20 protein-coding genes are annotated in these 24,994 nt (G+C 30.1%); 18 read left to right on the forward strand and 2 right to left on the reverse strand.

Going from position 1 to position 24,994, the window contains the following annotated elements:
- The first annotated feature begins 159 nt into the window (after positions 1–159).
- The 10 genes from murB to rlmD all read left to right on the forward strand — a co-directional run bounded on the left by murB (position 160) and on the right by rlmD (position 13,195).
- Positions 160–1,074: a UDP-N-acetylmuramate dehydrogenase gene (gene murB, locus RWY47_RS00300; protein ID WP_021430181.1), complete on the forward strand. Its 915-nt coding sequence runs from the start codon at positions 160–162 to the stop codon at positions 1,072–1,074.
- Positions 1,075–1,078: 4 nt separating this feature from the next.
- Entirely contained in the window at positions 1,079–1,792 is a 714-nt protein-coding gene (locus RWY47_RS00305) for a PHP domain-containing protein (protein WP_150841572.1), read from the forward strand.
- Between the two features lie 14 nt (positions 1,793–1,806).
- On the forward strand, positions 1,807–2,664 hold the full coding sequence (rapZ, locus tag RWY47_RS00310) for an RNase adapter RapZ (RefSeq protein WP_021434159.1): 858 nt from the start codon (positions 1,807–1,809) through the stop codon (positions 2,662–2,664).
- A gap of 15 nt (positions 2,665–2,679) precedes the next feature.
- Positions 2,680–3,789, forward strand: coding sequence for a gluconeogenesis factor YvcK family protein (locus RWY47_RS00315; RefSeq protein ID WP_150841571.1), 1,110 nt, complete (start codon positions 2,680–2,682; stop codon positions 3,787–3,789).
- A gap of 64 nt (positions 3,790–3,853) precedes the next feature.
- On the forward strand, positions 3,854–4,279 hold the full coding sequence (locus tag RWY47_RS00320) for an NUDIX hydrolase (RefSeq protein ID WP_021430207.1): 426 nt from the start codon (positions 3,854–3,856) through the stop codon (positions 4,277–4,279).
- Between the two features lie 16 nt (positions 4,280–4,295).
- Positions 4,296–5,246, forward strand: coding sequence for a DNA-binding protein WhiA (gene whiA / locus RWY47_RS00325; protein ID WP_021430259.1), 951 nt, complete (start codon positions 4,296–4,298; stop codon positions 5,244–5,246).
- A 77-nt stretch (positions 5,247–5,323) separates the two neighbouring features.
- Positions 5,324–8,809 (forward strand): DNA polymerase III subunit alpha, encoded by a 3,486-nt coding sequence (locus tag RWY47_RS00330; RefSeq protein ID WP_150886695.1) that lies wholly within the window; start codon positions 5,324–5,326, stop codon positions 8,807–8,809.
- A gap of 177 nt (positions 8,810–8,986) precedes the next feature.
- Entirely contained in the window at positions 8,987–9,946 is a 960-nt protein-coding gene (gene pfkA, locus RWY47_RS00335; protein ID WP_021434155.1) for a 6-phosphofructokinase, read from the forward strand.
- A 16-nt stretch (positions 9,947–9,962) separates the two neighbouring features.
- Positions 9,963–11,723, forward strand: a complete 1,761-nt coding sequence (gene pyk / locus RWY47_RS00340; protein WP_025162312.1) for a pyruvate kinase — start codon at positions 9,963–9,965, stop codon at positions 11,721–11,723.
- A gap of 113 nt (positions 11,724–11,836) precedes the next feature.
- The gene (gene rlmD / locus RWY47_RS00345) at positions 11,837–13,195 is read left to right on the forward strand and encodes a 23S rRNA (uracil(1939)-C(5))-methyltransferase RlmD (protein ID WP_168932396.1); all 1,359 of its coding nucleotides are present in this window, start codon (positions 11,837–11,839) and stop codon (positions 13,193–13,195) included.
- Positions 13,196–13,307: 112 nt separating this feature from the next.
- On the opposite strand, the gene RWY47_RS00350 is transcribed toward rlmD, so the two are convergent.
- Positions 13,308–14,324, reverse strand: a complete 1,017-nt coding sequence (locus RWY47_RS00350) for a D-2-hydroxyacid dehydrogenase (RefSeq protein WP_025162313.1) — start codon at positions 14,322–14,324, stop codon at positions 13,308–13,310.
- Between the two features lie 576 nt (positions 14,325–14,900).
- Here RWY47_RS00350 and RWY47_RS00355 point away from each other — a divergent pair.
- The 8 genes from RWY47_RS00355 to RWY47_RS00390 all read left to right on the forward strand — a co-directional run bounded on the left by RWY47_RS00355 (position 14,901) and on the right by RWY47_RS00390 (position 24,436).
- Complete coding sequence (locus RWY47_RS00355; protein ID WP_021430265.1) at positions 14,901–16,133, forward strand: CaiB/BaiF CoA transferase family protein; 1,233 nt, start codon at positions 14,901–14,903, stop codon at positions 16,131–16,133.
- Positions 16,134–16,154: 21 nt separating this feature from the next.
- Positions 16,155–16,931 carry an acyl-CoA dehydratase activase gene (locus RWY47_RS00360; protein ID WP_168932395.1) on the forward strand — a complete coding sequence of 259 codons (777 nt, stop codon included), beginning with the start codon at positions 16,155–16,157 and terminating at the stop codon, positions 16,929–16,931.
- 18 nt (positions 16,932–16,949) lie between these two features.
- Positions 16,950–18,176, forward strand: a complete 1,227-nt coding sequence (gene hadB / locus RWY47_RS00365; RefSeq protein WP_021430236.1) for a (R)-2-hydroxyisocaproyl-CoA dehydratase subunit HadB — start codon at positions 16,950–16,952, stop codon at positions 18,174–18,176.
- The gene (locus tag RWY47_RS00370) at positions 18,176–19,303 is read left to right on the forward strand and encodes a 2-hydroxyacyl-CoA dehydratase subunit D (protein WP_021430140.1); all 1,128 of its coding nucleotides are present in this window, start codon (positions 18,176–18,178) and stop codon (positions 19,301–19,303) included. Before hadB ends, RWY47_RS00370 begins: the two co-directional genes overlap by 1 nt.
- A gap of 137 nt (positions 19,304–19,440) precedes the next feature.
- Positions 19,441–20,574, forward strand: a complete 1,134-nt coding sequence (gene acdB, locus RWY47_RS00375) for a putative isocaproyl-CoA dehydrogenase AcdB (protein WP_021430248.1) — start codon at positions 19,441–19,443, stop codon at positions 20,572–20,574.
- A gap of 48 nt (positions 20,575–20,622) precedes the next feature.
- Entirely contained in the window at positions 20,623–21,408 is a 786-nt protein-coding gene (gene etfB, locus RWY47_RS00380; protein WP_021430126.1) for an electron transfer flavoprotein subunit beta, read from the forward strand.
- Between the two features lie 13 nt (positions 21,409–21,421).
- Entirely contained in the window at positions 21,422–22,474 is a 1,053-nt protein-coding gene (locus tag RWY47_RS00385) for an electron transfer flavoprotein subunit alpha/FixB family protein (RefSeq protein WP_142730847.1), read from the forward strand.
- Positions 22,475–22,801: 327 nt separating this feature from the next.
- Positions 22,802–24,436, forward strand: coding sequence for a sigma-54 interaction domain-containing protein (locus RWY47_RS00390; RefSeq protein WP_021430149.1), 1,635 nt, complete (start codon positions 22,802–22,804; stop codon positions 24,434–24,436).
- A gap of 181 nt (positions 24,437–24,617) precedes the next feature.
- Here the strand turns inward: RWY47_RS00390 and RWY47_RS00395 are convergent.
- A partial coding sequence (locus RWY47_RS00395; RefSeq protein WP_316030202.1) for a cyclic nucleotide-binding domain-containing protein occupies positions 24,618–24,994 on the reverse strand: 377 nt, incomplete at its 5' end.

Genomic DNA, 24,994 nt, shown 5'->3' on the forward strand with positions numbered 1-24,994 from the left:
AATAAAAAACGTTGATAGTTATATCAACGTTTTTTAGTCTCAATTCAAGGTTTTTTGTATATTGTTATTTTGTTTTTAATACATTATTATAGTATATGGATAATTTTAATGTAAAGAAGAAATTAAATGAATAAAGAACACCAATTAGGAGGAAATATAATGAATAAGGAATTTATATATAAACATTTATTAAATATATTAAATAAGGAAGACATACTTTTAGACGAACCGATGAAAAATCACATATCGTTTAAAGTAGGAGGTCCAGCGGATTTTTTAGTAAAACCAAGAAATGAAGAACAGCTAAAAGATTTAGTATCTTTATTAAAAAAGGAAGAGATACCATACTTAATTGTCGGTAATGGATCAAACCTTTTAGTTAGAGATGGAGGAATAAGAGGTGTAGTTATAAAAATAGCTGACAATTTCAATGAGTTTAGAATAGAAGGAAATACTGTTTATGCACAATCAGGAGCATTACTTTCTTTTATGGGTAAAGCTATATTAAATGAAAGCCTTACAGGGTTTGAGTTTGCAGCAGGTATACCAGGAACTTTAGGTGGAGCTGTAGCTATGAATGCAGGTGCATATGGCGGAGAAATGAAAGATATAGTAAAAAGTGTTAAACTTATGGATTTTGAAGGAAATATATGCGAATTAAGTAATGAAGAAATGCAGTTTTCTTACAGAAAGAGTATAATAAGTAAAAAGGAATATATTGTATTGTCTGCAATTATAGAATTGAAAGAAGGTAACTTTGAAGAAATAAGAGAATCTATGAGAGAATTAACAAAAAGTAGAGTGACAAAACAACCTTTAAATCTACCAAGTGCAGGAAGTACATTTAAAAGACCAGAAGGCTATTTTGCAGCAAAGCTAATAGAAGATAGTGGATTAAAAGGATTAACTTTAAGAGGAGCTCAAGTTTCAGAAAAACACTCTGGGTTCGTAGTTAACTTAGGAAATGCGACAGCTAAAGATATACTAGATTTAATATATATAGTTAAAAATATAGTGAATTCTAAATTTGGTATTATGCTAGAAGAGGAAGTTAAAATACTAGGAGATGAATAATAATATGAAAATAATAGCTGATTATCATACTCACACTGTATACAGCCATGGAAAAGGAAGCATTGAAGATAATGTAAAAGTGGCTATTGAAAAAAATATCGAGAAGATAGGTATATCAGATCATGGGTATAAGCATATTGCATATGGAGTTAAATATGATAATATAGCGAAAATGAGAGAAGAAATAGACAGGCTTAATGAAAAGTATACTGAAATAGAAATACTTTTAGGAATGGAATGTAATATATTAGATGATAAAGGAAATATAGATGTAGATTATAAAATCTCTAAAATGTTAGATTACACTATGGCGGGTTATCATTTTGGATCAATGCCCACATCTATAAAAAGTGCTCTTAATCATACATTTAATTATTTAAGAATTAAAGGACATTGTAAAGATTACAACACAAGAGCTGTGATAAATGCTATTGAAAACAATGATTTATTTATAGTTACTCACCCTGGAGATAAAGGGGACGTATATATTGATGAAGTGGCAAAGGCAGCTGCTAAACACAATACTTTACTAGAAATAAATTCACACCATGGCAACTTGAGTGTTGAACAAATAAACAAGGTGAAAAATATAGGCGTAGAGTTTGTTATAGGATCAGATGCACATACTCCAAATAACGTTGGTAATTTTGAAAAAGCCTTAGAAATTGCAAAAGAAGCAAGCTTGGATTTTAGCCTTATAAAAAATATTAAACTTTAAGAGGGGGAGATAGTATGAGATTTATAATAGTAACAGGATTATCTGGATCAGGAAAAAGTGAAGCTATGAAATCTTTAGAAGATATTGGATTTTATTGCGTAGACAATTTACCTCCAACTCTTATAACTAAATTTGCGGAGTTATGTTATCAAGGAAATTCTAATATAGACAAAGTGGCTTTAGGGATAGATATAAGAGGAAGAGAGTTCTTTGAGACATTACATGAAAGTTTAAGTTACTTAGAAAAAGAAAATTATAAATATGAAGTTTTATTTTTAGATTGCGCAGATGATATTTTAGTAAAAAGGTATAAAATGACTAGGAGAAATCATCCATTAGCTAAATCTACTCAAATAACAGAAGGAATAAAAGAGGAAAGAGAAATTCTTCAAACTTTAAGGGATAAGGCTGATAGTATAATTGATACTAGTAATATGAAACCTAGGGATTTAAAAGATGAAATAAGTAAGTTATATATAGAAGGAGAAAAAACTCCTAAACTTACAATATCTGTAGTTTCATTTGGATTTAAACATGGAATACCTATAGATTCAGATTTAGTATTTGATGTTAGATTTTTACCAAATCCATATTATGTAGAAGAGTTAAGACCTCAAACAGGGGAAGATCAAGTTGTAAGAGATTACGTAATGGACTCTGATGTAAGTAGAGAATTTTTTGCTAAGTTAGAAGATATGGTGGATTTCTTAATACCTCATTATATTGAAGAAGGAAAGAATCATTTAGTTATAGCTATTGGGTGTACAGGTGGAAGACATAGATCTGTAACAATTTCTAATTTGCTTTATGACGATTTGATCAAAAAGGGCTATAGAGTTGTAAAAAAACATAGAGATTACACTCTTAGATAAAATTTGGAGGGAATTATGACATCAGTAATAATTTTTATAGGATTAGTGGGGTGGATTTTTTCAATAAGCGTAGCTTTTTTATACCTTAAAGAAAAAAAAGAAAACTCTAATAAAACTATAAAAAATAATATAAAAGAAGAAAAACCTAGAGTAGTTGTAATAGGAGGAGGAACAGGTCAATCAGTCTTTTTAAGAGGACTAAAACATTACACTCCTAATATAACGGCTGTAGTAACTGTTGCTGATGATGGTGGAGGATCAGGAGTATTAAGGGAAGATTTAGGTATGTTGCCTCCTGGAGATATAAGAAACTGTTTACTTTCATTAGCTAATATGGAGCCTACTATGGATGCTGTCATGAAGTATAGATTTACAGATGGTGCTTTAAAAGGTCAAAGTTTTGGAAATTTATTTTTAGCAGCTATGAATGGAGTTTACGGAAATTTTGAAACGGCTGTTTATAAAATGAGTGAAGTTTTTGCTATAACAGGTAGGGTTTTACCTGTAACGCTAGAAGATATAAATTTAATAGCAAATCTTGATAACGGAAATATAGTAAAAGGTGAATCTAACATACCAAATCAAGTGAGAGTTCAAAATACAAAAATTAAGAGCATAGAACTAGAACCTAAAAATGCTAAACCACTAGATGAAGTTATTAAATCTATAAAAAACACAGATATTATTGTTATAGGTCCAGGAAGCTTATATACAAGTATAATGCCTAATTTATTAGTAGATGGAGTTATTGATGCAATAAAAGAATCTGAAGCTCCTAAAGTGTATATATCAAATATAATGACTCAACCTGGAGAAACTGATAACTTTAATGTTGTAGACCATATAAATGCTATAAATAAACATTGTGGGGAAAATATAATTGATATAGTAATAACTAACAATGAAGTTTTACCAAAACCTGTATTTGAAATTTATAACAAAGATGGTGCAAGCCAAGTATTATTAGACAAAAAACAAAAACAAACACTGGAAGATATGGGAATAAAAGTGGTAGAATGTAATTTAGTAGAAATAAAAAGTAACTATATAAGACACGATGCAGATTACATATCTAATGTAGTTGTTAATTTGGCACTAAGTCATATTTATGATAATGAGAAGTAAAAAAGGATTTTAAAAATTTATGTAGAAATCCTTATTATTATGTTATTTTAAGGAGTGAACACCAATGAGAGAAGAGGTTAGTGCCGGGGGCGTAGTATTGTTTGGTAATGCAGTGCTCTTACTTAGAAAATTTAATGGAGACTGGGTATTGCCTAAAGGAAAAGTTGAAATTGGAGAGAATAAGGAAGATGCAGCACTTAGAGAAGTTCTAGAAGAAACAGGTGTAAAGGCTGATATACTAAAGTATTTAGGTGAAATACATTATACTTTCAAGGAAAATTGGGATGAAAATAAAGCAGTTCATAAAACTGTATATTGGTATTTAATGCAAGCAAGAAATATGGATACTATTCCTCAAAAAGAGGAAGGTTTCATCGATGCTAAGTTTGTTCACTTAGATAGAGTAGTAGATTTAGCTAGATATGACGATGAAAAAGAAATTATAAAAGTTGCTTTAGACGAGATTAAAAAAAGATTAAAAAAGAATTAACTATAGGTGATGAAAGATGTCTTTTTCAGCAGAAACAAAAAATGAGTTAGCTAGAATTTTTTCGGATAATGAATGCTGTAATATAAGTGAACTTTCTGCAATAGTCAGATTAGCAGGAAGTATACAAATCGCTGGGTATAAAAAATTAAATTTAAAAATAAGTACTGAGTTAAACTCGACTGCTAGAAAGATTTTTAAATTATTAAAATCTAATTTTGGAATTAACACAGAGATATCGGTAAACAAAAATCAAATGTTAAAACGAAATAGCAGTTATGTACTTATGGTTACTAGTGAAATGGGTGCGGAAAATTTATTAAGGGAGTTAGGTATTTTATCTCAAGAAGATTATTTCTTTACGATGAATAAAGTTCCTGAGGGTCTTATTAAAGATAATGACTGTATTAGAGCTTTTATAAGAGGTGCTTTTTTAGGTGGAGGCTCTATTAGCGATCCAGAAAAAAATTACCATCTAGAATTTGTAACAAATAATGAAGAATTTGCAGAGTCCTTAAAGGATCTTATAAATTCGTTAGGATTTAATTCAAAAACTGTATCTAGAAAAAATAATTACGTAGTATATCTAAAAGAAAGTGAACAAATATCAGATTTATTAAATATAATAGGAGCTCACCAAGCTTTATTAAGCCTTGAAAGTACAAAGATAGTAAAAGAAATGCGAAACAACGTAAATAGAATTGTTAATTGTGAAACAGCTAATTTATCAAAAACTGTTAATGCAGCTGTTAGGCAAATAGAAAATATAAAGTATATACAACAAAAAGTAGGATTAGATCACATTCCACCAAACTTAAGAGAGATAGCAGTTTTAAGAATAGAGTATGAAGATTTAACATTAAAAGAACTTGGAGAAATGGCTAGTCCTCAATTAAGTAAATCAGCAGTTAACCATAGGTTAAGGAAAATAGAACAAATAGCAGATAATTTAAGATTGAAATTCGAATAAGAGGCATTATGCCTCTTTTTTTGATTAAGAGGGATATATTGTGGTAAAATTACTTCTATAAGCAGGAGGTGAGGTCTTTGAGCAAAGATTTTGTACATTTACATGTTCATACAGAATATAGTTTGCTAGATGGTTTTTCAAGAATAAAAAATTTAGTAAACAGGGCTAAAGAATTAAATATGAGTGCAGTTGCAATAACTGACCATGGATGTATGTTTGGGGCCATAGACTTTTTTAAAGTAGCAAAAAAAGAAGGAATAAAGCCGATTATAGGATGTGAGGTTTATACAGCACCTAGAGGAATGAAAGATAAAGACCCTAATTTTGATAAATCTCAGGGACATTTAATACTTCTAGCTAAAGATACTACAGGATATCAAAATCTAATTAAGTTAGTATCAGCAGCATATGTACAAGGATTTTATTATAAACCAAGAGTTGATATAGATGAAATTAAAAAACATAGTGAAGGTATCATTGCACTTTCTGCTTGTCTAGCAGGAGATGTATCACAAGCATTGATGAATAGAAATTATGATAAAGCTAAAAATATAGCTTTGAAGTATAAAGAAATTTTTGGAGAAGAAAATTATTATTTAGAAATTCAAGATCATAATTTACCTGAGCAAAAAGAAGTTAACAGAGAGTTAATAAGACTTTCTAAAGAAATTGGAATTGGATTGGTAGCAACTAATGACGTCCATTATGTAAGAAAAGAAGATTCAAAGATACATGATATATTAATGTGTATACAAATGGGTAAAACTGTAAATGACCCAGCTAGAATGAGATTTGGGAGTGATGAATTCTATCTTAAATCTAGAGAAGAAATGGAAGAAATTTTCCCTGAAGTTCAAGAAGCTTTAGATAACACTTCTAAAATTGCACAAATGTGTAATGTTGAATTTGATTTCAATACTATACATTTACCTCAATACGATGTTCCTGATGGATATACACCTCAAGAATATTTAAGGATGTTATGCTTTAAGGGGCTTAAAGAGAGATATAAAAAGCCTTCAAAAGAGATTTTAGATAGATTAGAGTATGAATTAGGTGTAATTGAGAAAATGGGTTACGTAGAGTACTTCTTGATAACTTGGGACTTTATAAATTTTGCAAGAGAAAATAGTATTATGGTAGGCCCAGGTAGAGGTAGTGCTGCTGGATCTATAGTTTCATACACTTTATACATTACTGATATAGACCCAATAAAATATTCTCTATTATTTGAGAGATTCTTAAACCCAGAACGTGTATCTATGCCCGATATAGATATAGATTTTTGTTATGAGCGTAGAGAAGAAGTTATAGATTATGTAAAAAGGAAATATGGTGAAGATCATGTTGCTCAGATCATAACATTTGGAACAATGGGAGCAAAAGCTGCTATAAGAGACGTTGGAAGGGTATTAGACGTTAGTTATAACAAAGTTGATAATATAGCAAAAGAAATTCCTTTTGCACTAGGAATGACAATAGATAAAGCATTAGATACAAATCCTAATCTGAAAAAATTATATGAAGAAGATTCAGAGACAAAAGAAATAATAGATGTTTCAAGAAAAATAGAAGGAATGTTAAGACATGCATCAACACATGCTGCAGGAGTTGTTATATCTAAAAAGCCAATAGATGAGTATGTCCCTTTATATAAGCATCAAGATGCTATAACTACTCAGTTTACGATGACAACTTTAGAGGAACTAGGTCTATTAAAAATGGACTTCTTAGGACTAAGAACTTTAACAGTAATAAGAGATGCACTTGATTTAATAGAAAAAAATCATAACCTAAAAATAAACTTCTCTAAAATGGAGTATGATGATCCTAAAGTTTATGAACTACTTTCATCTGGAAACACTCTAGGGGTATTCCAGTTAGAGAGTGCTGGTATGAGAAGCTTTATGAAGCAGCTTAAACCGGATAATTTTGAGGATATAGTAGCCGGAATATCTTTATACAGACCGGGACCTATGGATTCTATTCCAGTTTATATAAATAATAAAAATAATCCTGAAAATGTAGAATATCTTCATAAAAAACTAAAACCTATAATGGAAGTTACATATGGGTGTTTAGTTTATCAAGAGCAGGTAATGCAAGTTGTTAGAGACTTAGGTGGATATAGTTACGGACGTAGTGACTTGGTTAGAAGAGCTATGGGTAAAAAGAAAATGGATGTAATGGAAAAAGAAAGAGAATATTTCATCCATGGTAAGACAGATGAAAATGGAGAACTTGAAATAGCTGGATGTGTTAGAAATGGAGTACCTGAAGATATAGGTAACAAAATTTTCGATGATATGATTGACTTTGCAAAGTATGCATTTAATAAAAGTCATGCCGCTGCATATGGAGTATTAGCATATGAAACAGCATATTTAAAAGCTCATTATCCTGTAGAATTTATGGCAGCCTTAATAACTAGTGTCATGGGTAATACAGATAAAGTTGTTGAATATATAAGAGAGTGTAATAGCCTAAAAATAGATGTTTTAAAACCAGATATAAATAAAAGTTTTACTAAATTTTCAGTTGAAGACAAAAGTATAAGATTTGGGCTTGCAGCAGTAAAAAATGTAGGTGTAAATGTATTAAATAATATAATAAAAGAAAGAGAAAGTAGCGGAGAATTTAAAGATTTTAATGAGTTTTGCAAAAGGTTAGATTCAAAAGATCTAAATAAACGTATAATTGAAAGTCTTATAAAATGTGGAGCTTTTGATGAAATGGGCGACAATAGAGCTAGCTTACTTCTTGGATATGAAAAACTTCTTGAAAGTATATCTATGGATAGAAAGAAAAATTTAGCAGGACAAGTTTCATTATTTGATGGATTTGAGATGGATGAATCTATAAATAATGATATACAAAGTATGTATACATTACCACATGTAAAAGAATTAGAAGAAAAAGAAAGACTTTATTTAGAAAAAGAAGTATTAGGAATGTATGTAAGTGGGCATCCATTATCTCAATATAAAGATGAAATAAAAAGAAATACTACAATAAACAATGCTGAATTAAATGAAATAAAAGACGACTATATTACTTATCTAAATTTAAATGAAAGAGAAGTAACGATGGGTGGTATAGTAATAAATAAAACTATAAGAACAACAAAACGAAATGATTTAATGGCCATAATTGAATTAGAAGATTTATTTGGAGTTATAGAAGTTATAGTTTTTCCTCAAGTTCTTCAAAAATATAATACAATTATCCAAGAAGATAAAATTATTTATATAGATGGAAGATTGAGTATAAAAGAAGACGAAAATGCAAAACTTATAGCTAGAGAAATAAGAGATATGAATGATAGTGGGAATAAAGATAAGCCTACTTTATACTTGAAAATTAATTCTATAGAAAATAAAGAGTTAGTGAATGATTTAATATCGGTAGTAACTAAATACCCGGGAGAAAATGATATATATATATACGCAGAAAATATAAAACAGGTATATAAATGGAACCATATAAAGGTTAATATAAACGAAAATTTAATTAATGAATTGGAACATATATTGCCAAAAACAAATATAAAAGTAAAATTTTAAGGGTATTTAAAATTTTATTATATAAAAAAGTAGCGAAATTATGATATAATAGACAAAAAATAGATAGTTTCGCTACTATCTGAATTTTTTTAATTACACTGGGATGAAAATATAATATAGGGACTTAAAATGTCCCTTAAAAAATGAAATATATTAATCAACTAGGAGGTAATGTTAATGAAAACTATAGGTATATTAACTAGTGGAGGAGATGCGCCAGGTATGAATGCAGCTATAAGAGCTGTTGTTAGATCTGCTATATACTATGGGTGCAAGGTTTATGGAATAAATAGAGGGTACAAAGGATTAATAGAAGAAGACATACAAGAAATGAATTTATCTTCAGTTGGGGATATAATACATAGAGGTGGAACTATATTAAAATCATCTAGATGTGAAGAATTTAAAACAGAAGAAGGAAGAGCTGTAGCAGTAAAGATACTTAAAAAATATAAAGTAGATTGTCTTGTTGTTATAGGTGGAGATGGATCATTTAATGGAGCTCAAAAATTAAGTGATTTAGGATTCCCAGCAATAGGAATACCAGGAACTATAGATAACGATTTACCATATACAGATTATACTATAGGTTTTGATACAACAATGAATACTATAATAGATGCAATAGGAAAAATAAGAGATACATCTTCATCTCATGAAAGGGTTAATATTGTCGAGGTTATGGGAAGACACTGTGGAGATTTAGCTTTATATGCAGGTCTTGCTGGTGGAGCAGAAACAGTTATAGTTCCGGAAATAGATTTCAAAATTGATGATGTTTGTAAAAGATTAAAAACTACTCAAAAAAGAGGAAAGAGACATAGTATAATTGTTTTAGCTGAAGGGGTTGGAAACGCTAGTGAGCTAGGAAAAGAAATAGTTTCTAGAACAGGAGCTGATTTAAGAATAACAGTATTAGGACATGTTCAAAGAGGTGGAAGTCCGAGTGCATTCGATAGAATACTTGCAAGTAGAATGGGTGTACGTGCTGTAGAATTATTATTAGATGGTAAATCAGCTAGAGTAGTTGGTATAAAAGATAATAAGATTATAGATTTAGATATATATGAAGCTTTAGCTATGAAAAGAAAATTTGATGATGAAACTTATGAATTGGTAAAAATATTATCTATATAAATTAGGAGGATCTAACATGTTAAAAGGGATAAAAAAGACTAAAATAGTTTGTACATTAGGACCAGCATCACAAAGCGAGGAAACTTTAACTCAACTTGTAGAAAATGGATTAAACGTATGCAGATTCAACTTCTCTCATGGTTCTCATGAAGAGCATAAAGAAAGATTTGATATGGCTAAAAAGGTTAGAGAAAAATTAAATAAACCAGTAGCTATATTATTAGATACTAAAGGTCCAGAAATAAGAACAGGAAACTTCCAAGATCCAGAGGTTTTATTAGAAGAAGGACAAAAGTTCACAATAACAATGAAAGAAGTTGTTGGTACTAAGGAAATGTGTACAGTAAGTTATAAAGGTCTTGCAGAAGATGTTACTACTGGGGACACTATACTTATAGATGACGGACTAGTTGGTCTTAGAGTAGAGGAAGTAAAAGGGGAAGAAATACACTGTGTAGTTGAAAACTCAGGAATAGTTAAAAATCATAAAGGTGTTAACGTACCAAGAGTAAAAATAAATTTACCTGCTATAACAGACAAAGACATAAGTGATATAGAATTTGGTATACAACAAGGTATAGATTACATAGCTGCATCTTTCGTAAGAAAGGCATCAGATGTTTTAGCTATAAGAGAAGTATTAGAAAACAATAATGCTACAGATATACAAATAATATCTAAAATAGAAAACCAAGAAGGTGTAGATAATATAGATGAAATATTAAAAGTTTCTGATGGTATAATGGTTGCTAGAGGAGACTTAGGTGTTGAAATACCTACAGAAGAAATACCTATAGCTCAAAAAATGATGATAAGAAAATGTAATGAATTAGGTAAACCAGTAATAACTGCAACACAAATGTTAGATTCTATGATAAGAAATCCTAGACCTACAAGAGCAGAAGTAACAGACGTTGCAAACGCTATATATGATGGAACAGATGCAATAATGTTATCAGGAGAAACTGCAGCTGGTAAATACCCTGTAGAAGCTGTAAAAACAATGGCTACTATAGCTAAGAGAACAGAAGAAACTTTAAATTACAATGAATTATTAAAAAATAAGAAACTTAACGGAGTAAATGTTACAGATGCTATAAGTCATGCAACATGTACAACTTCAGTAGATTTAAAAGCTTCAGCTATAATAACTTCAACATCTTCAGGACACACAGCTAGAATGGTATCTAAGTTCAGACCGGAATGTCCTATAATAGCTGCTACAAATGATGAAAAAGTTATGAGAAGATTAGCTTTAACTTGGGGTGTATATCCTATAATGGCAAGCGAAGCTACAAATACAGATGAAGTTATAGAAAACTCTATAAATGCAGCTAAAGAAGCTTCTTACTTACAAAATGGAGAATTAGTTGTTATAACTGCAGGAGTTCCAGTTGGAGTTAGCGGAACTACTAACTTAATAAAAGTTCATGTAGTAAGTGAAGAAATAACTAATGGTATAGGTGTAGGAACTAAAACTGTAGAAGGTAGAGTAAGAATATTTGATAATAAAAATGAAGTTTTAGACTTCGAAGAAGGCGATATAATAGTAACTCATATGACAGATGCACATATGAATCCATATATAGAAAAATGTGGGGCTATAATAACTGAAGATGGTGGAATGACATCTCATGCTGCTATAGTAGGTATAAACTTAGATAAAGCAGTAGTAGTTTCAGCTAAAAATATAATGGACTTAGTAAATGATGGTGAAGTAATCACAGTTGACACAGCTAGAGGCGTTATATATAGAGGAGCAAGTAGAGTATTATAAAACTATAAATTCAAAAAATTTGTGCTATATTTAATATAGGGGCTTTATAAGCTCCTATTTTTTTGGTAAAATAAGTTTTTGTAGTTTAATTATTATGTTCGGAGGAAAAGTCTATGCTATTAAAAGACAGAGAGTATGAAGTTGACGTTGTTGATATAGGTCAAGGTGGCGTTGGAATTGGTAAGCATGACGGGTTTACAGTTTTTGTAGATGGTGGCTTGATAAGCGACAAGTTAAAAGTAAAAATAACTAAATCTAAAAAAAACTATGCAGTTGGAGAAATAGTAGAAATAATAGAAAAATCTCCATTTAGAGTTGAAAGAGTATGCTCAGATAAACTATCTGATTGCGGAGGTTGTCAAATACAAGAGTTAGACTATCAAAAGCAATTAGACATAAAGACTAATGAAGTAAAGCAAACTATTAGTAGAATCGGTAAATTAAATGATACACTAGTTCACCCAACATTAGGAATGGAGAATCCATTTAGATATAGAAACAAAGCTCAATTTCCAATACAAAAAATAGATGGAAAAACAGTTATAGGTTTTTATAAAAAGAAGAGTCACGATGTGATTCCTACAGATAAGTGTATAATTCAACATGATGTAAATGATAAAATAATTAAAATAATAAAAACTTATATAAAAGCTTATAATGTTAGTATATACGATGAAAAGACTCATACAGGAGTATTAAGACATTTAGTAACTAAAGTTGGATTTGAAACTAAAGAGGTAATGGTTGTTTTAGTAGCGAACGGAAAGAAACTTCCATATTTAAATGAATTAGCCTCAGTATTAAAGGAAAATGTGCCAGGGTTTAAAACTCTTGTTTTAAATACAAATAGAGAAAAAACTAATGTAATTTTAGGAAAAGAAAACAAAATTATATATGGTGATGGGAAGATAAATGACTATATAGGAGATTTAGTTTTTGAAATATCTCCATTATCGTTTTTCCAAGTTAATCCATCACAGACGGAAGTTTTATATAATAAAGCATTAGAATATGCTGATTTAAAAGAAAATGACACAGTATTTGATATTTACTGCGGAATAGGAACAATATCTTTATTCTTAGCTCAAAAAGCAAAAAAGGTTTATGGTGTTGAAATTGTTGGAGATGCTATAAAAGATGCTAAAATAAATGCGAAATTAAATAGACTAGAAAACACAGAATTCTTTGTAGGTAAAGCAGAGGAAGTAGTTCCTAAGTTATACAAAGAAGGCAAAACAGCTAATGTAGTAGTTGTAGACCCACCTAGAAAGGGATGTGAAGAGTCAGTACTAGATACTATAGTATCTATGGAACCTGATAAAGTTGTATATGTATCGTGTAATCCATCAACTTTAGCTAGGGATTTAGCTTATTTAGATGAAAGAGGATATAAATGTAAAGAAATTCAACCAGTAGACATGTTCCCACATACTATGCACGTTGAATCTGTAGCATTATTATGCCGTGATTAGTAAATTAAATTAATATATATATAAATATAATAAAAGGCTATCTTAAGTCACTTTATGTGATTTAAGATAGCCTCTTAAGTTTATAAATTTATTTAAATATAGCTAAAAGCTATTAAGCATTTACAAGTTTCAACACATTATTAACGCTATCACCAGTAGCTAACACTTCTTTTACACAATTTAATGCAGTGCTTACTAAATTATCAACTGCAGTAGTAGTAAAATAGCCTATATGATGAGTAAATAGGACATTTTCCATATTTAATAATTTCTTTACTTGAGGATCAGTAAGGTCGTGATGAGGTATTACTTTGTTTAAGAAAGTACCTTCAGTTTCAAATGTGTCTAAAGCAGCAGCACATAGATCTTTATTTTCTAAAGCTTCAATTAAATCGTCTGTACAAACAACTCCACCTCTACCTGTATTAACTAAAAAAGCATCTTTTTTCATTAATTTCAGGTTATCTTTATTTATCATGTGTTTTGTATTTTCATTAAGAGGTGTGTGTAAAGACACAACGTCAGCTTCTTTCATAAGATCATCTAAAGAATCTTTGTAAGTTAAAATTTCTTTTAGATCTTCGTTAGGATAAGCATCATAGGCTATAACATTTGCACCTAGTCCTTTAAATAACTGTGCAGCAGTTGAACCGATCTTACCTGTACCTACTATACCTACTGTAGTAGATCTAATTTCTCTTGCAATTAAATTAGCTGACCATCTAAAGTCGCCAGTATTAACATTTCTATTAATAAGGTGCATGTTTCTCAGGAGATTCATTGTCTGAGTTACCGCAAGTTCTGCTACTGAGTTTGGTGAATAAGCAGGTACATTAGTTATAACTAAATCATTTTTAGTAGCTAGGTCTAAATCAATCATATCAAAACCAGCTGCTCTAGAAGCTATTTGTTTTATTCCAAATTCTTTTAATTTTTCATAAATTATAGCGTCATCAATTGGATTAGTTTGTTGAATAGAAATTCCGTCGTACCCTTTAGCTTTGTCAACAGTCACTGATGATAAGCCTTCTTCAATTGTATCGACTTGAACATTGTTCCCATTCTCCTCAATCCATTTTGCTATTGCAGGTAATTCATGTTCACGTGTACTAAACATTAATATTTTCATATTAAAGCCCCCTTATTTTTTAATAGACAAGCTATTATACAATTAAAAAAGTAATATAAATAAAACACTATAACAATATATTTATATGAGTAGCTCATCTATTATAATAATTATTTATATAATGACAAATTATAGTCAAAATATAAAAAAGCACATAACTATAAATAGCATATGGAAATTAAATAATTAACTAACAATATGCTATTATGATTAAATCATAACATACACTTAGTTAATTTTACAACAATCTAAATGGATAAATTTTCAATCAAATTTAAATGAAATATATATTTGAAAAATAACAAAAACGAAAAGTCTTGCATTTTGCAACAGGATAGATGTATTTTGCAATGAAAATTAAATTAATTAATAGAATTATAAAAATATAAAACATAAGAGAATGTGTAAAAATTAACTATTTCGTTAAAAAAATAAAACTTGGCACGATAAATGCTTAACAAGATAAGTATCAAAATAAAATTTATCTCAAAAGTTTTTAAAACTTATTTTTAGAATTATTAATTATTAAATTAAATTAAATATTATATGATGTTTATAATTATAGGAGGTTGAGTTATGGATAATAAAGCATTACTAAAAGGTGTTAGGGTTGTTGAATTATCAAGTTTCGTAGCAGCTCCTTGCTGCGCCAAATTACTTGGGGATTGGGGCGCAGAAGTAATTAAGATAGAGCCACTTGGTGGAGATGGAATAAGAGTTATGGGTGGAACTTTCAAATCTCCATGTACAGATGAAGAAAATCCAATGTTTGAATTAGAGAATGGAAATAAAAAAGGTATAAGTGTAAATGTAAAAACAAAAGAAGGAGTAGAAATAATTCATAAGCTTTTAGCTAAAGCTGATATATTTATCACTAATGTTAGAGAACAAGCTCTTTCAAAAATAGGTCTTACTTATGATCAATTAAAAGATGAATTCCCTGCTCTTATACATGCTCATATACTTGGATATGGAGAAAATGGACCATTAAAAGATAAACCAGGATTTGACTATACAGCATACTTTGCAAGAGGTGGAGTTAGTCAATCTCTTATGGAAAAAGGAACTTCTCCTTGTAATACAGCAGCAGCATTTGGGGATCACTATGCAGGAGTTTCATTAACAGCAGGTATCTTAGCAGCTCTTTACAAAAAACAAATGACAGGTGAAGGGGATAGAGTAACAGTAAGTTTATACCATACAGCACTTTATGGAATGGGAATGATGATTACTACAGCTCAATATGGAAATAAAATGCCTATATCAAGAGCTAATCCAAATAGTCCACTTATGACTACTTATAAATGTAAAGATGGTAAATGGATACAACTTGCATTAATTCAATATAATAAATGGCTTCCAAAATTCTGTAACGTTATAAATAGACCAGAAATAATGGAAGATGAAAGATTCAATGATATAAAAGTAATGCCATTACACGTTGATGAAATGGTTGAAATAGTTGGAGAAGCAATGCTTGAGAAAACATTAGATGAATGGTCAGCATTATTAGAAGAAGCAGACCTTCCATTTGAAAAAGTTCAAAGTTGTGAAGATATACTTGAAGATGAGCAAGCTTGGGCAAACGATTTTCTATTTAAAACTAAATATGCAAATGGAAATGAAGGTGTGTTAGTAAACGGGCCAGTTAAGTTTAAAACTATGGGAATAAAAGAATATACACCAGCTCCAAGAGTAGGAGAACATACAGAAGAAGTTCTTAAAGAGTTAGGTTATACAGAAGAAGAAATATTAAATATGGTTAACTCTCAAGCTGTTAAGTTAGATGATTCAAAAGAGCTAGTTTAGAGATAAAAAGGGGCGCTCAAAATGTACACAATGGGATTAGATATAGGGTCAACTGCATCTAAAGGACTTATTTTGAAAGATGGAAAAGAAATAGTAGCTTACTCTACAATATCTTCAGGAACAGGAACTAGCGGGCCTGCTAGAGTTCTTGAAGATTTGTATAAAAAGCTTAATATAAAAGGTTCTGATATTCAAAATACTGTAGTAACTGGTTATGGGCGTATGAAATACGCTGAAACTCATAAACAAATAAGTGAATTAAGTTGTCATACTAAGGGTGTAAAATTTTTAGTACCTACAGCTAGAACAGTAATAGATATCGGAGGACAAGATGCTAAAGCACTTAAGTTAGATAATAACGGGGTTATGTTAAACTTCCTAATGAACGATAAATGTGCAGCAGGTACTGGTAGATTTTTAGATGTTATGGCAAAAATCGTTGAAGTGGATGTATCTGATCTTGGAGATATATCAATGAGATCTCAAAATGAAGTATCCATAAGTAATACATGCACAGTTTTTGCAGAATCAGAAGTTATATCACATTTATCAAATGATATAGCTATAGAGGATATAGTTGCAGGAATACATACTTCAGTTGCTAAAAGGGTTGCCAGTTTGGTAAAGCGACTTGGATTTAAAGAGGATGTAGTTATGGTTGGAGGAGTTGCTAAAAATTCAGGCGTCGTTAAAGCTATGGAAAGAGAGTTAGGGACTAATATAATAGTTCCTGAGATACCTCAACTTACAGGTGCCTTAGGAGCAGCTATATATGCCTACAATGAAACAAAAAAATAATAGTAAAGAGGGATGAAAATGTCTGAAAAAAAAGATGCTAAAACAGTAATAAATGAGCTCTTAGCTCAACAGTATGCAAATGCTTTTAAAGCTAAAGAAGAAGGTAGACCTGTTGGTTGGTCAACTTCAGTATTTCCTCAAGAATTAGCAGAGGTATTTGATTTAAATTTATGTTATCCAGAAAATCAAGCAGCAGGAGTAGCTGCAAAAAAAGAATCATTAGATTTATGCGAAAGATCAGAAGCTCAAGGATATTCTATAGATTTATGTGCTTATGCTAGAACAAATTTTGGTTTTTTAGAAAAAGGAAAAAGTGATACTTTAGATATGCCAAAGCCAGACTTTTTACTATGTTGCAACAATATATGTAACCAAGTAATAAAATGGTATGAAAATATATCAAAAGAGTTAAATATACCTATGATAATGATAGATTTACCTTTCAATGATGAAGATCATGTTACAGATGAAAGGGTTGAATATATAAAAGCTCAATTCCAAGAAGCTATAACACAACTTGAAAAAATATCAGGCAAAAAATTTGATCCTAAAAAGTTTGAAGATGTAATGAAGACATCTGCTGAGAACGGTAGACTTTGGAAATACTCAATGAGTTTACCTGAAGGTTCAGATCCATCTCCAATGAATGGATTTGATTTATTCACTTATATGGCAGTAATAGTTTGTGCAAGAGGTAAAAAGGAAACTACAGAAGCATTTAAACTTTTAATAGATGAATTAGAAGAAAATAAAAGAAATAAAGTCTCTACATTTAGAGGAGAAGAAAAATATAGAATAATGATGGAAGGAATTCCTTGTTGGCCTTATATAGGATATAAAATGAAAACACTAGCTAAATATGGAGTTAATATGACAGGTAGTGTTTACCCACATGCATGGGCTCTTCAATATGAAGTTAATGATTTAGATGGAATGGCAAGAGCTTATAGTGGAATGTTCAATAATGTTAACTTAGATCAAATGACAGAGTTTAGAGTTAACTCATTAAGAGATGGTAAATGTGATGGAGCTTTCTATCATATGAATAGAAGCTGTAAGCTTATGAGTTTAATTCAGTATGAAATGCAAAGAAAAACTGAAGAAATTACAGGAATACCATCAGCTGGTTTTGATGGAGACCAAGCAGATCCTAGAGGATTTACTAAGGCTCAATTTGAAACTAGAATACAAGGTCTAGTTGAAGTTATGGATGAGAGAAAAAATCTTAACAGAGGTGAAATATAATGGAAGCTATGTTAGCAAGAATGCAAGAGGTAATTGATAATCCAAATGAGGTTATCAAAAAATTTAAAAAAGATACTGGAAATAAAGCTATAGGATGTTTCCCAGTTTATTGTCCAGAAGAAATAATCCATGCAGCAGGAATGTTTCCTGTAGGTATATGGGGTGGACATACTGAATTAGATCTAGCAAAACAGTATTTTCCAGCATTTGCATGTTCAATAATGCAATCATCTCTAGAATATGGACTTAAAGGAGCTTACAATGAACTTTCAGCTGTTATAATACCTGGAATGTGCGATACATTAATATGTTTAGGTCAAAACTGGAAGGTAGCAGTTCCACAAGTACCTTATATAGCTTTAGTTTATCCACAAAACAGAAAACTAGACTCAGGGGTAACATACTTAGTTAATGAATTTAAACATGTAAAAAAAGAATTAGAAAAAATATGTGGTCATGAAATAACAGAAGAAAAATTACATGAAAGTATAGAAGTTTACAATGAACATAGAAGAGTAATGCAAGAGTTTGTAGCGTTAGCTCCTAAGTATTCAAAAACAATAACACCTTCAGTTAGAAACTTAGTTATAAAAAGTGGATTCTTTATGAGAAAAGAGGAACATACTGATTTAGTTAAAAATCTTATATCTAAACTAAATAAAATGCAAGTTGAAGAATGTACAGGAAGCAAAGTTGTACTTACTGGTATATCACTGGACTCAAAAGATATCTTAGAGATATTAGAAGAAAATAATATAACAGTTGTTGCAGATGATTTAGCTCAAGAATCTAGACAATTTAGAACTTTAGTTCCAGATGGAAAAGATGCTTTAGAAAGATTAGCAAGACAATGGTCAAATGTAGAAGGCTGTTCATTAGCTTATGATCCAGATAAAAAACGTGGTTCTATGATAGCTGATGAAGTAAAAGCTAAAGGAGCAGATGGGGTAGTATTCTGTATGATGAAATTCTGTGATCCAGAGGAATATGATTATCCAGTAGTTAAAAAGGATATAGAATCAAGCGATATTCCTACTCTATATATAGAAGTAGATCAACAGACATCAAACAATGAGCAAGTAAGAACTCGTGTGCAAGCCTTCTCTGAGATGCTTAGCTTCGCCTAAAATTTATATTTGTAACAAGCGAAATCTTTATATTTAATAAACTAAATAGATGCACTGATTATAGGTATTATTTATAAGGATTTCGTTTTTAATAATATCTCATATCAAAAATTTTAGAATATAAAATGGAGGAGAATATGTTATTTAATAAAGAGAAAGAACTTTTAAGAAAAGCAGTAAGAGACTTCGTAAGTAGAGAATTGGCAACTTTACCAGAAGAAATTGATAAAACTGGGGAAATGCCAAGAGAATTATTAGACAAAATGGCTAAAACAAAATATACAAGCGTTACTGTACCTGAAGAATATGGGGGAGCAGGTTCAGACTACGTATCATATGCAATAATAATGGAAGAACTTAGTAGAAGATGTGCATCAACTGGAACTTATGCAACTGCAGCATCATCTCTAGTATCATTACCGATACTTAACTATGGAACTGAAGAACAAAAACAAAAATATTTAAGGGGTATAGCATCAGGTGAAATGATAGGAGCGTTTGGTCTTACAGAACCAGGAGCAGGATCTGATGCTTCAGCACAACAAACAACAGCAGAACTTGATGGAGATTATTATATATTAAATGGAAGAAAAACATTTATAACTAATGCTCCTATATGTGATGTTGCTATAGTAATTGCAGTTACAGATAGATCAAAAGGTCTAAAAGGAACATCTGCATTTATAGTAGAAAGTAAATGGGAAGGATTCTCTCACGGAGCTCATGAAGATAAAATGGGTATAAGAGGAACTCAAACTTCAGACCTAATATTTGAAAATGTAAAAGTACCAAAAGAAAACTTATTAGGAAAAGAAGGTATAGGATTTAAAATAGCTATGAATACTCTTGATGCTGGTAGAATAGGTGTTGCAGCTCAAGCATTAGGTATTGCACAAGGTGCACTTGATGAAGCTATAAAATATACAAAAGAAAGAGTACAGTTTGGGAAAACACTTTCTAAATTCCAAAATACTCAATTTACTTTAGCTGATATGGAAACAAAAGTAAATGCAGCTAGATGGTTAGTTTACGATGCAGCTGAAAAGAAAGATGCAGGAGTAAATATGACTAAAGAATCTGCTATGGCTAAATACTATGCAGCTGAAATAGCAAATGAAGTTGCTTATAAAGCATTACAATTACATGGTGGATATGGATTTATAAAAGATTATCCAATCGAAAGAATATATAGAGATGCTAGAATAATGTCTATATATGAAGGTACATCAGAAGTTCAAAAAATGGTAATATCTTCAAGCATTTTAAAATAAATTAAACCTTTAAAAATATTTTATACTAGTTAAATGGAGGTAAAGACTTTGAAAATATTAGTTTGCGTTAAACAAGTTCCAGATACTAATGAAGTTAGAATAAATAAAGAGACAGGAACTCTTATAAGAGATGGTGTTCCAAGTATATTAAATCCTGATGATGCAAATGCATTAGAGCAGGCATTAAGATTAAAAGATGAACATGAAGGATCAAAAGTAACAGTAATAACTATGGGACCTCCTCAAGCAGACTTTATGCTTAGAGAGTGTTTAGCTATGGGTGCTGATGAAGCAATCCTTCTTAGTGATAGAGCGTTTGGAGGAGCTGATACTTGGGCAACTTCAAATACAATAGCAGCAGGAATCAAAAAGGTAGGCGATTATGATATAGTATTTGCTGGAAGACAGGCTATAGATGGGGATACAGCTCAAGTTGGACCACAAATTGCTGAAAAACTTGATATACCACAAGTTACATATGTGCAAGATTTCTCTATAGATGGAGATACAGTAACTGTACAAAGACAATTAGAGGATGGATACGAAGTAATTAAAGTAAAAAAACCTGTTCTTTTAACAGCTGTTAAAGAACTTAATGAACCAAGACATATGTCTGTTGATAAAATAGTAAAAGCATTTAAAACAGAAGTAAAAGTTTGGACTATAGACGATTTAGATGTAAATAGAGAAGAAGTAGGACTTAAAGCATCACCAACAAAAGTATTTAAATCATTTACACCAGATCCAAGAGGTAAAGGGGAAATACTTAAAGGTAATCCAGAAGATATTGTGAATACGGTACTAGTAGGACTAAAACAAAAGCACATTATATAAGTTGGAGGTTAAGATGAATACAAATATAAATGAAAATATAAAAGATTTTAGCTCATATAAAAATGTTTGGGTGTTTGCAGAGCAAAGAGATGGTGAAATAACACCAGTTGTAATAGAATTACTTGGAGAAGGTAGAAAATTAGCTGATGAAATAGGTGTTAACCTTTGTGCAATATTATTAGGTAAAAATGTAGATTCTATGGCTAAAGAATTAGTTGCTTATGGAGCAGATACAGTTTATACTGCAGATGATGAATTGTTAGAAAAATTCACAACTGATGCTTACACAAAAGTTATAACTGATGCAATAAATGAATTTAAACCAGAAATAGTACTTTATGGAGCTACACATATAGGAAGAGACTTAGCTCCAAGAATAGCTTCAAGAGTAAGTACTGGTCTTACTGCAGATTGTACAAAACTTGAAATAGATCCAGATGATAAAAAGTTAAAACAAACTCGTCCAGCGTTTGGTGGTAATATAATGGCTACAATTATATGCCCTAACACTAGACCTCAGATGTCTACAGTTAGACCTGGAGTTATGGAAAAAGCAGAGAAAAATGATTCTAGAGATGGAAAAATAGTTCCTATATCATTTAACTTAAGTAAAGATGATATAAGAGTAGAAGTTATAAAAACTGTTAAGACTAAAAAAGATTTAGTATCTTTAACAGATGCAAATATAATAGTATCTGGAGGACTTGGAATGGGAAGTCCTGAAGGATTTGAAATGTTAAAACAATTAGCTGATAAATTAGGTGGAGTAGTAGGAGCATCACGTGCAGCTGTTGACGCTGGATGGATAGACCACTCTCATCAAGTTGGGCAAACAGGAACTACTGTTAAACCTAACCTTTATATAGCTTGTGGTATATCTGGAGCTATACAACATTTAGCAGGTATGCAAAACTCTGATTTTATTATAGCTATAAATAAAAATGAAACAGCTCCAATACTTGATATAGCAGATTATGGTATAGTAGGAGATGTTAAAGAGATAGTTCCATTACTTACAGAAAAACTTGACAGTGTAGATGATTTAATCGAACTAGTTAATGCATAGATTTTATAAAATTAATCTAGTCGTAAAAACTTATATATTATAGTAAACCTAACCAAAATAATCCTTGTGTATAATGTGATTTAATATTATATACAAGGATTATTTAATTTAGCGTCTAAGTATATAATTAGGGCTAAATTTCATTAGTACCAATTACATAAAAATATAAAAAAACATATTAAATTAGATAAAATGACAAATTTAATAAAAAAATAACAATAATTTTATAATTAATGGATTGTAGATGATATAATGTTCTTAGGTAGGAAAATGGTTTTTTATATTTAATAGGGGTGTAATTTACTAAATAAGGAAGGGCTGAATAGAGTGTATAATGATTTTAGGGGCTTTATTAATCACTTAGAAAATCCAGCAATTTTATGCAGTGAAACTGGGGAAATACTAGATTTTAATGCACAAATGAAAAAGATTTTTAATTTTGTTGATGTGGACAAGCCATCAAATATATCTGTTTTGGATAGTACATTTAATGAAAATGACTATTTTTCAAACAATAGAAAAAAAATACAGCTTAGAGATTTAAATATGTTCGTAGACGTTTATTCGATTAGAGATTATAAAAATGAATTACAGTATATTTATTTATTTGAAAAATCTATGATAACAGATAAGGTTGTAGAGGACATAATTGAACATATAGATGAAGTTGTAGTTATATTTAATAAAGATGGTGTCATTGAAAAGATGAACAGCTTATGTGATGAAATATTACCATTTAAAAGAAAAGAAGTTCTTGGGAGAAAAATTGACAAACTAGTTTATATGGGATTAGTAGAAGAACCGATAATACTAAATATGCTAGGAGTTAAGAAAAAAACTTATAAAAATATAGTTTATCCTGGAGGTAAAGTTATAGCATACACAGCAGTTCCTATATGGGATAACAAGGGAGAAGTAAAAGGGGGAGTGTTAACTGGTAGAGATATTTCTAGAGTTATAAACTTAGATTCTCCTCACGCCAAAGATTGTACAACAGCCACTAACTCGGAATATATAAGTAAAAGTGAAGTTATGGATAATATAAAAAATGTAGTAAAGAGAGCAGCAGCATCTGATTCTTCCATTTTTATAACTGGAGAGTCCGGTGTAGGAAAAGAAATTATAGCTAGAAAAATATGTAAGTATAGTCATAGAAGGGATAAACCATTTATAGCAATTAACTGTGGTGCAATCCCTAATGAGCTCCTAGAATCAGAGTTTTTCGGATATGAAGAAGGTTCTTTTACTGGAGCTAAAAAGTCTGGGAAAAAAGGTCTTTTTGAGCAAGCAAATGGAGGTACTATATTTTTAGATGAAATAGGCGAATTGCCACTTCAAATGCAAAAAAAATTACTTAGAGTTATACAAGAAAATACGATTACTAGAGTTGGAGGAACTAAGCCGATAAAAATTGATGTAAGGTATGTAAGTGCTACTAATATTTCAAATGAGGATTTACATGATAATTTGAAATTTAGACAGGACTTATATTATAGACTTAGTGTTATACCTATAAAAATACCTCCATTAAGAGAAAGAAAAGAAGATATAATGCCTCTGGTTGAATATTTCTTAGATTTATACAACACTAAATATAATAGAGAAATAAGCATTTCTCCTAAGGTTATGGAATTATTAAATAATCATTCATGGCCTGGAAACATAAGGGAACTGAAAAATATTATCGAAAGATTTGTTGTTTTATCAGTTAAAAATACGATAGGAGAAGATGAGTTTAACATGCTAATAAATTTAGATGATTTATCTAAGGAAAATGACTTGAAATCTCCAATAGTTGTAAATGGTATTGTAAATTTAAATGAAGCATATAAAATAGTAGATCAAATAATTATACCTAGAGCAATAGATAAATATGGTTCTATTACACAAGCATCAAAACAAATAGGGATAGATTCTTCTACTATACATAGAAAAATAAAAAGTGGATATTTAAAATTATAATAATTAAATATAGTAGTTGCGAAGCATAAATGATTCTGCTATCATTATGGTATAAGTACATATGACTCAAAGAGGCCATGAAGGTTTTAAAACTTTCATGGCTTTTTTTGTTTTATTAGTACAAAAAAACTCTATATAAAATAGATAGACTTTAACACTATCTATTCCCTTTTATAAGATGCTATATAGCATCTTTTTCTTTTTTAAAAAAACTTGTTTCTAAATCATTATTGTAAATAGAGCTTGCAAAACTCTTACAAAAATATGATAGGAAAGTAGGGTCTTTAAATGCTATATCCTTTATAATTGATACAGGTATTCCTATAAAAATACATTCATCTAAAGCTCTTAAACTATATTCAAATTTATTTTCTGTAAATATTTCTAAAGAGCCAATAATATTTAAATTATTTATAGAAGATTTAAGTATATTATTATTATCAAAAAAATTTTCTAGTTTAATAGCAGTTCCCTCTACAAGAAAATATAAGTAATCTGGATTTGTATTTTTAAGAACTATAAGTTCATTTTTATTAAAACAATGAAGCTCCATATGAG

Source organism: Paraclostridium sp. MRS3W1, from assembly GCF_032465715.1.
GTDB classification, from domain to species: domain Bacteria; phylum Bacillota; class Clostridia; order Peptostreptococcales; family Peptostreptococcaceae; genus Paraclostridium; species Paraclostridium dentum.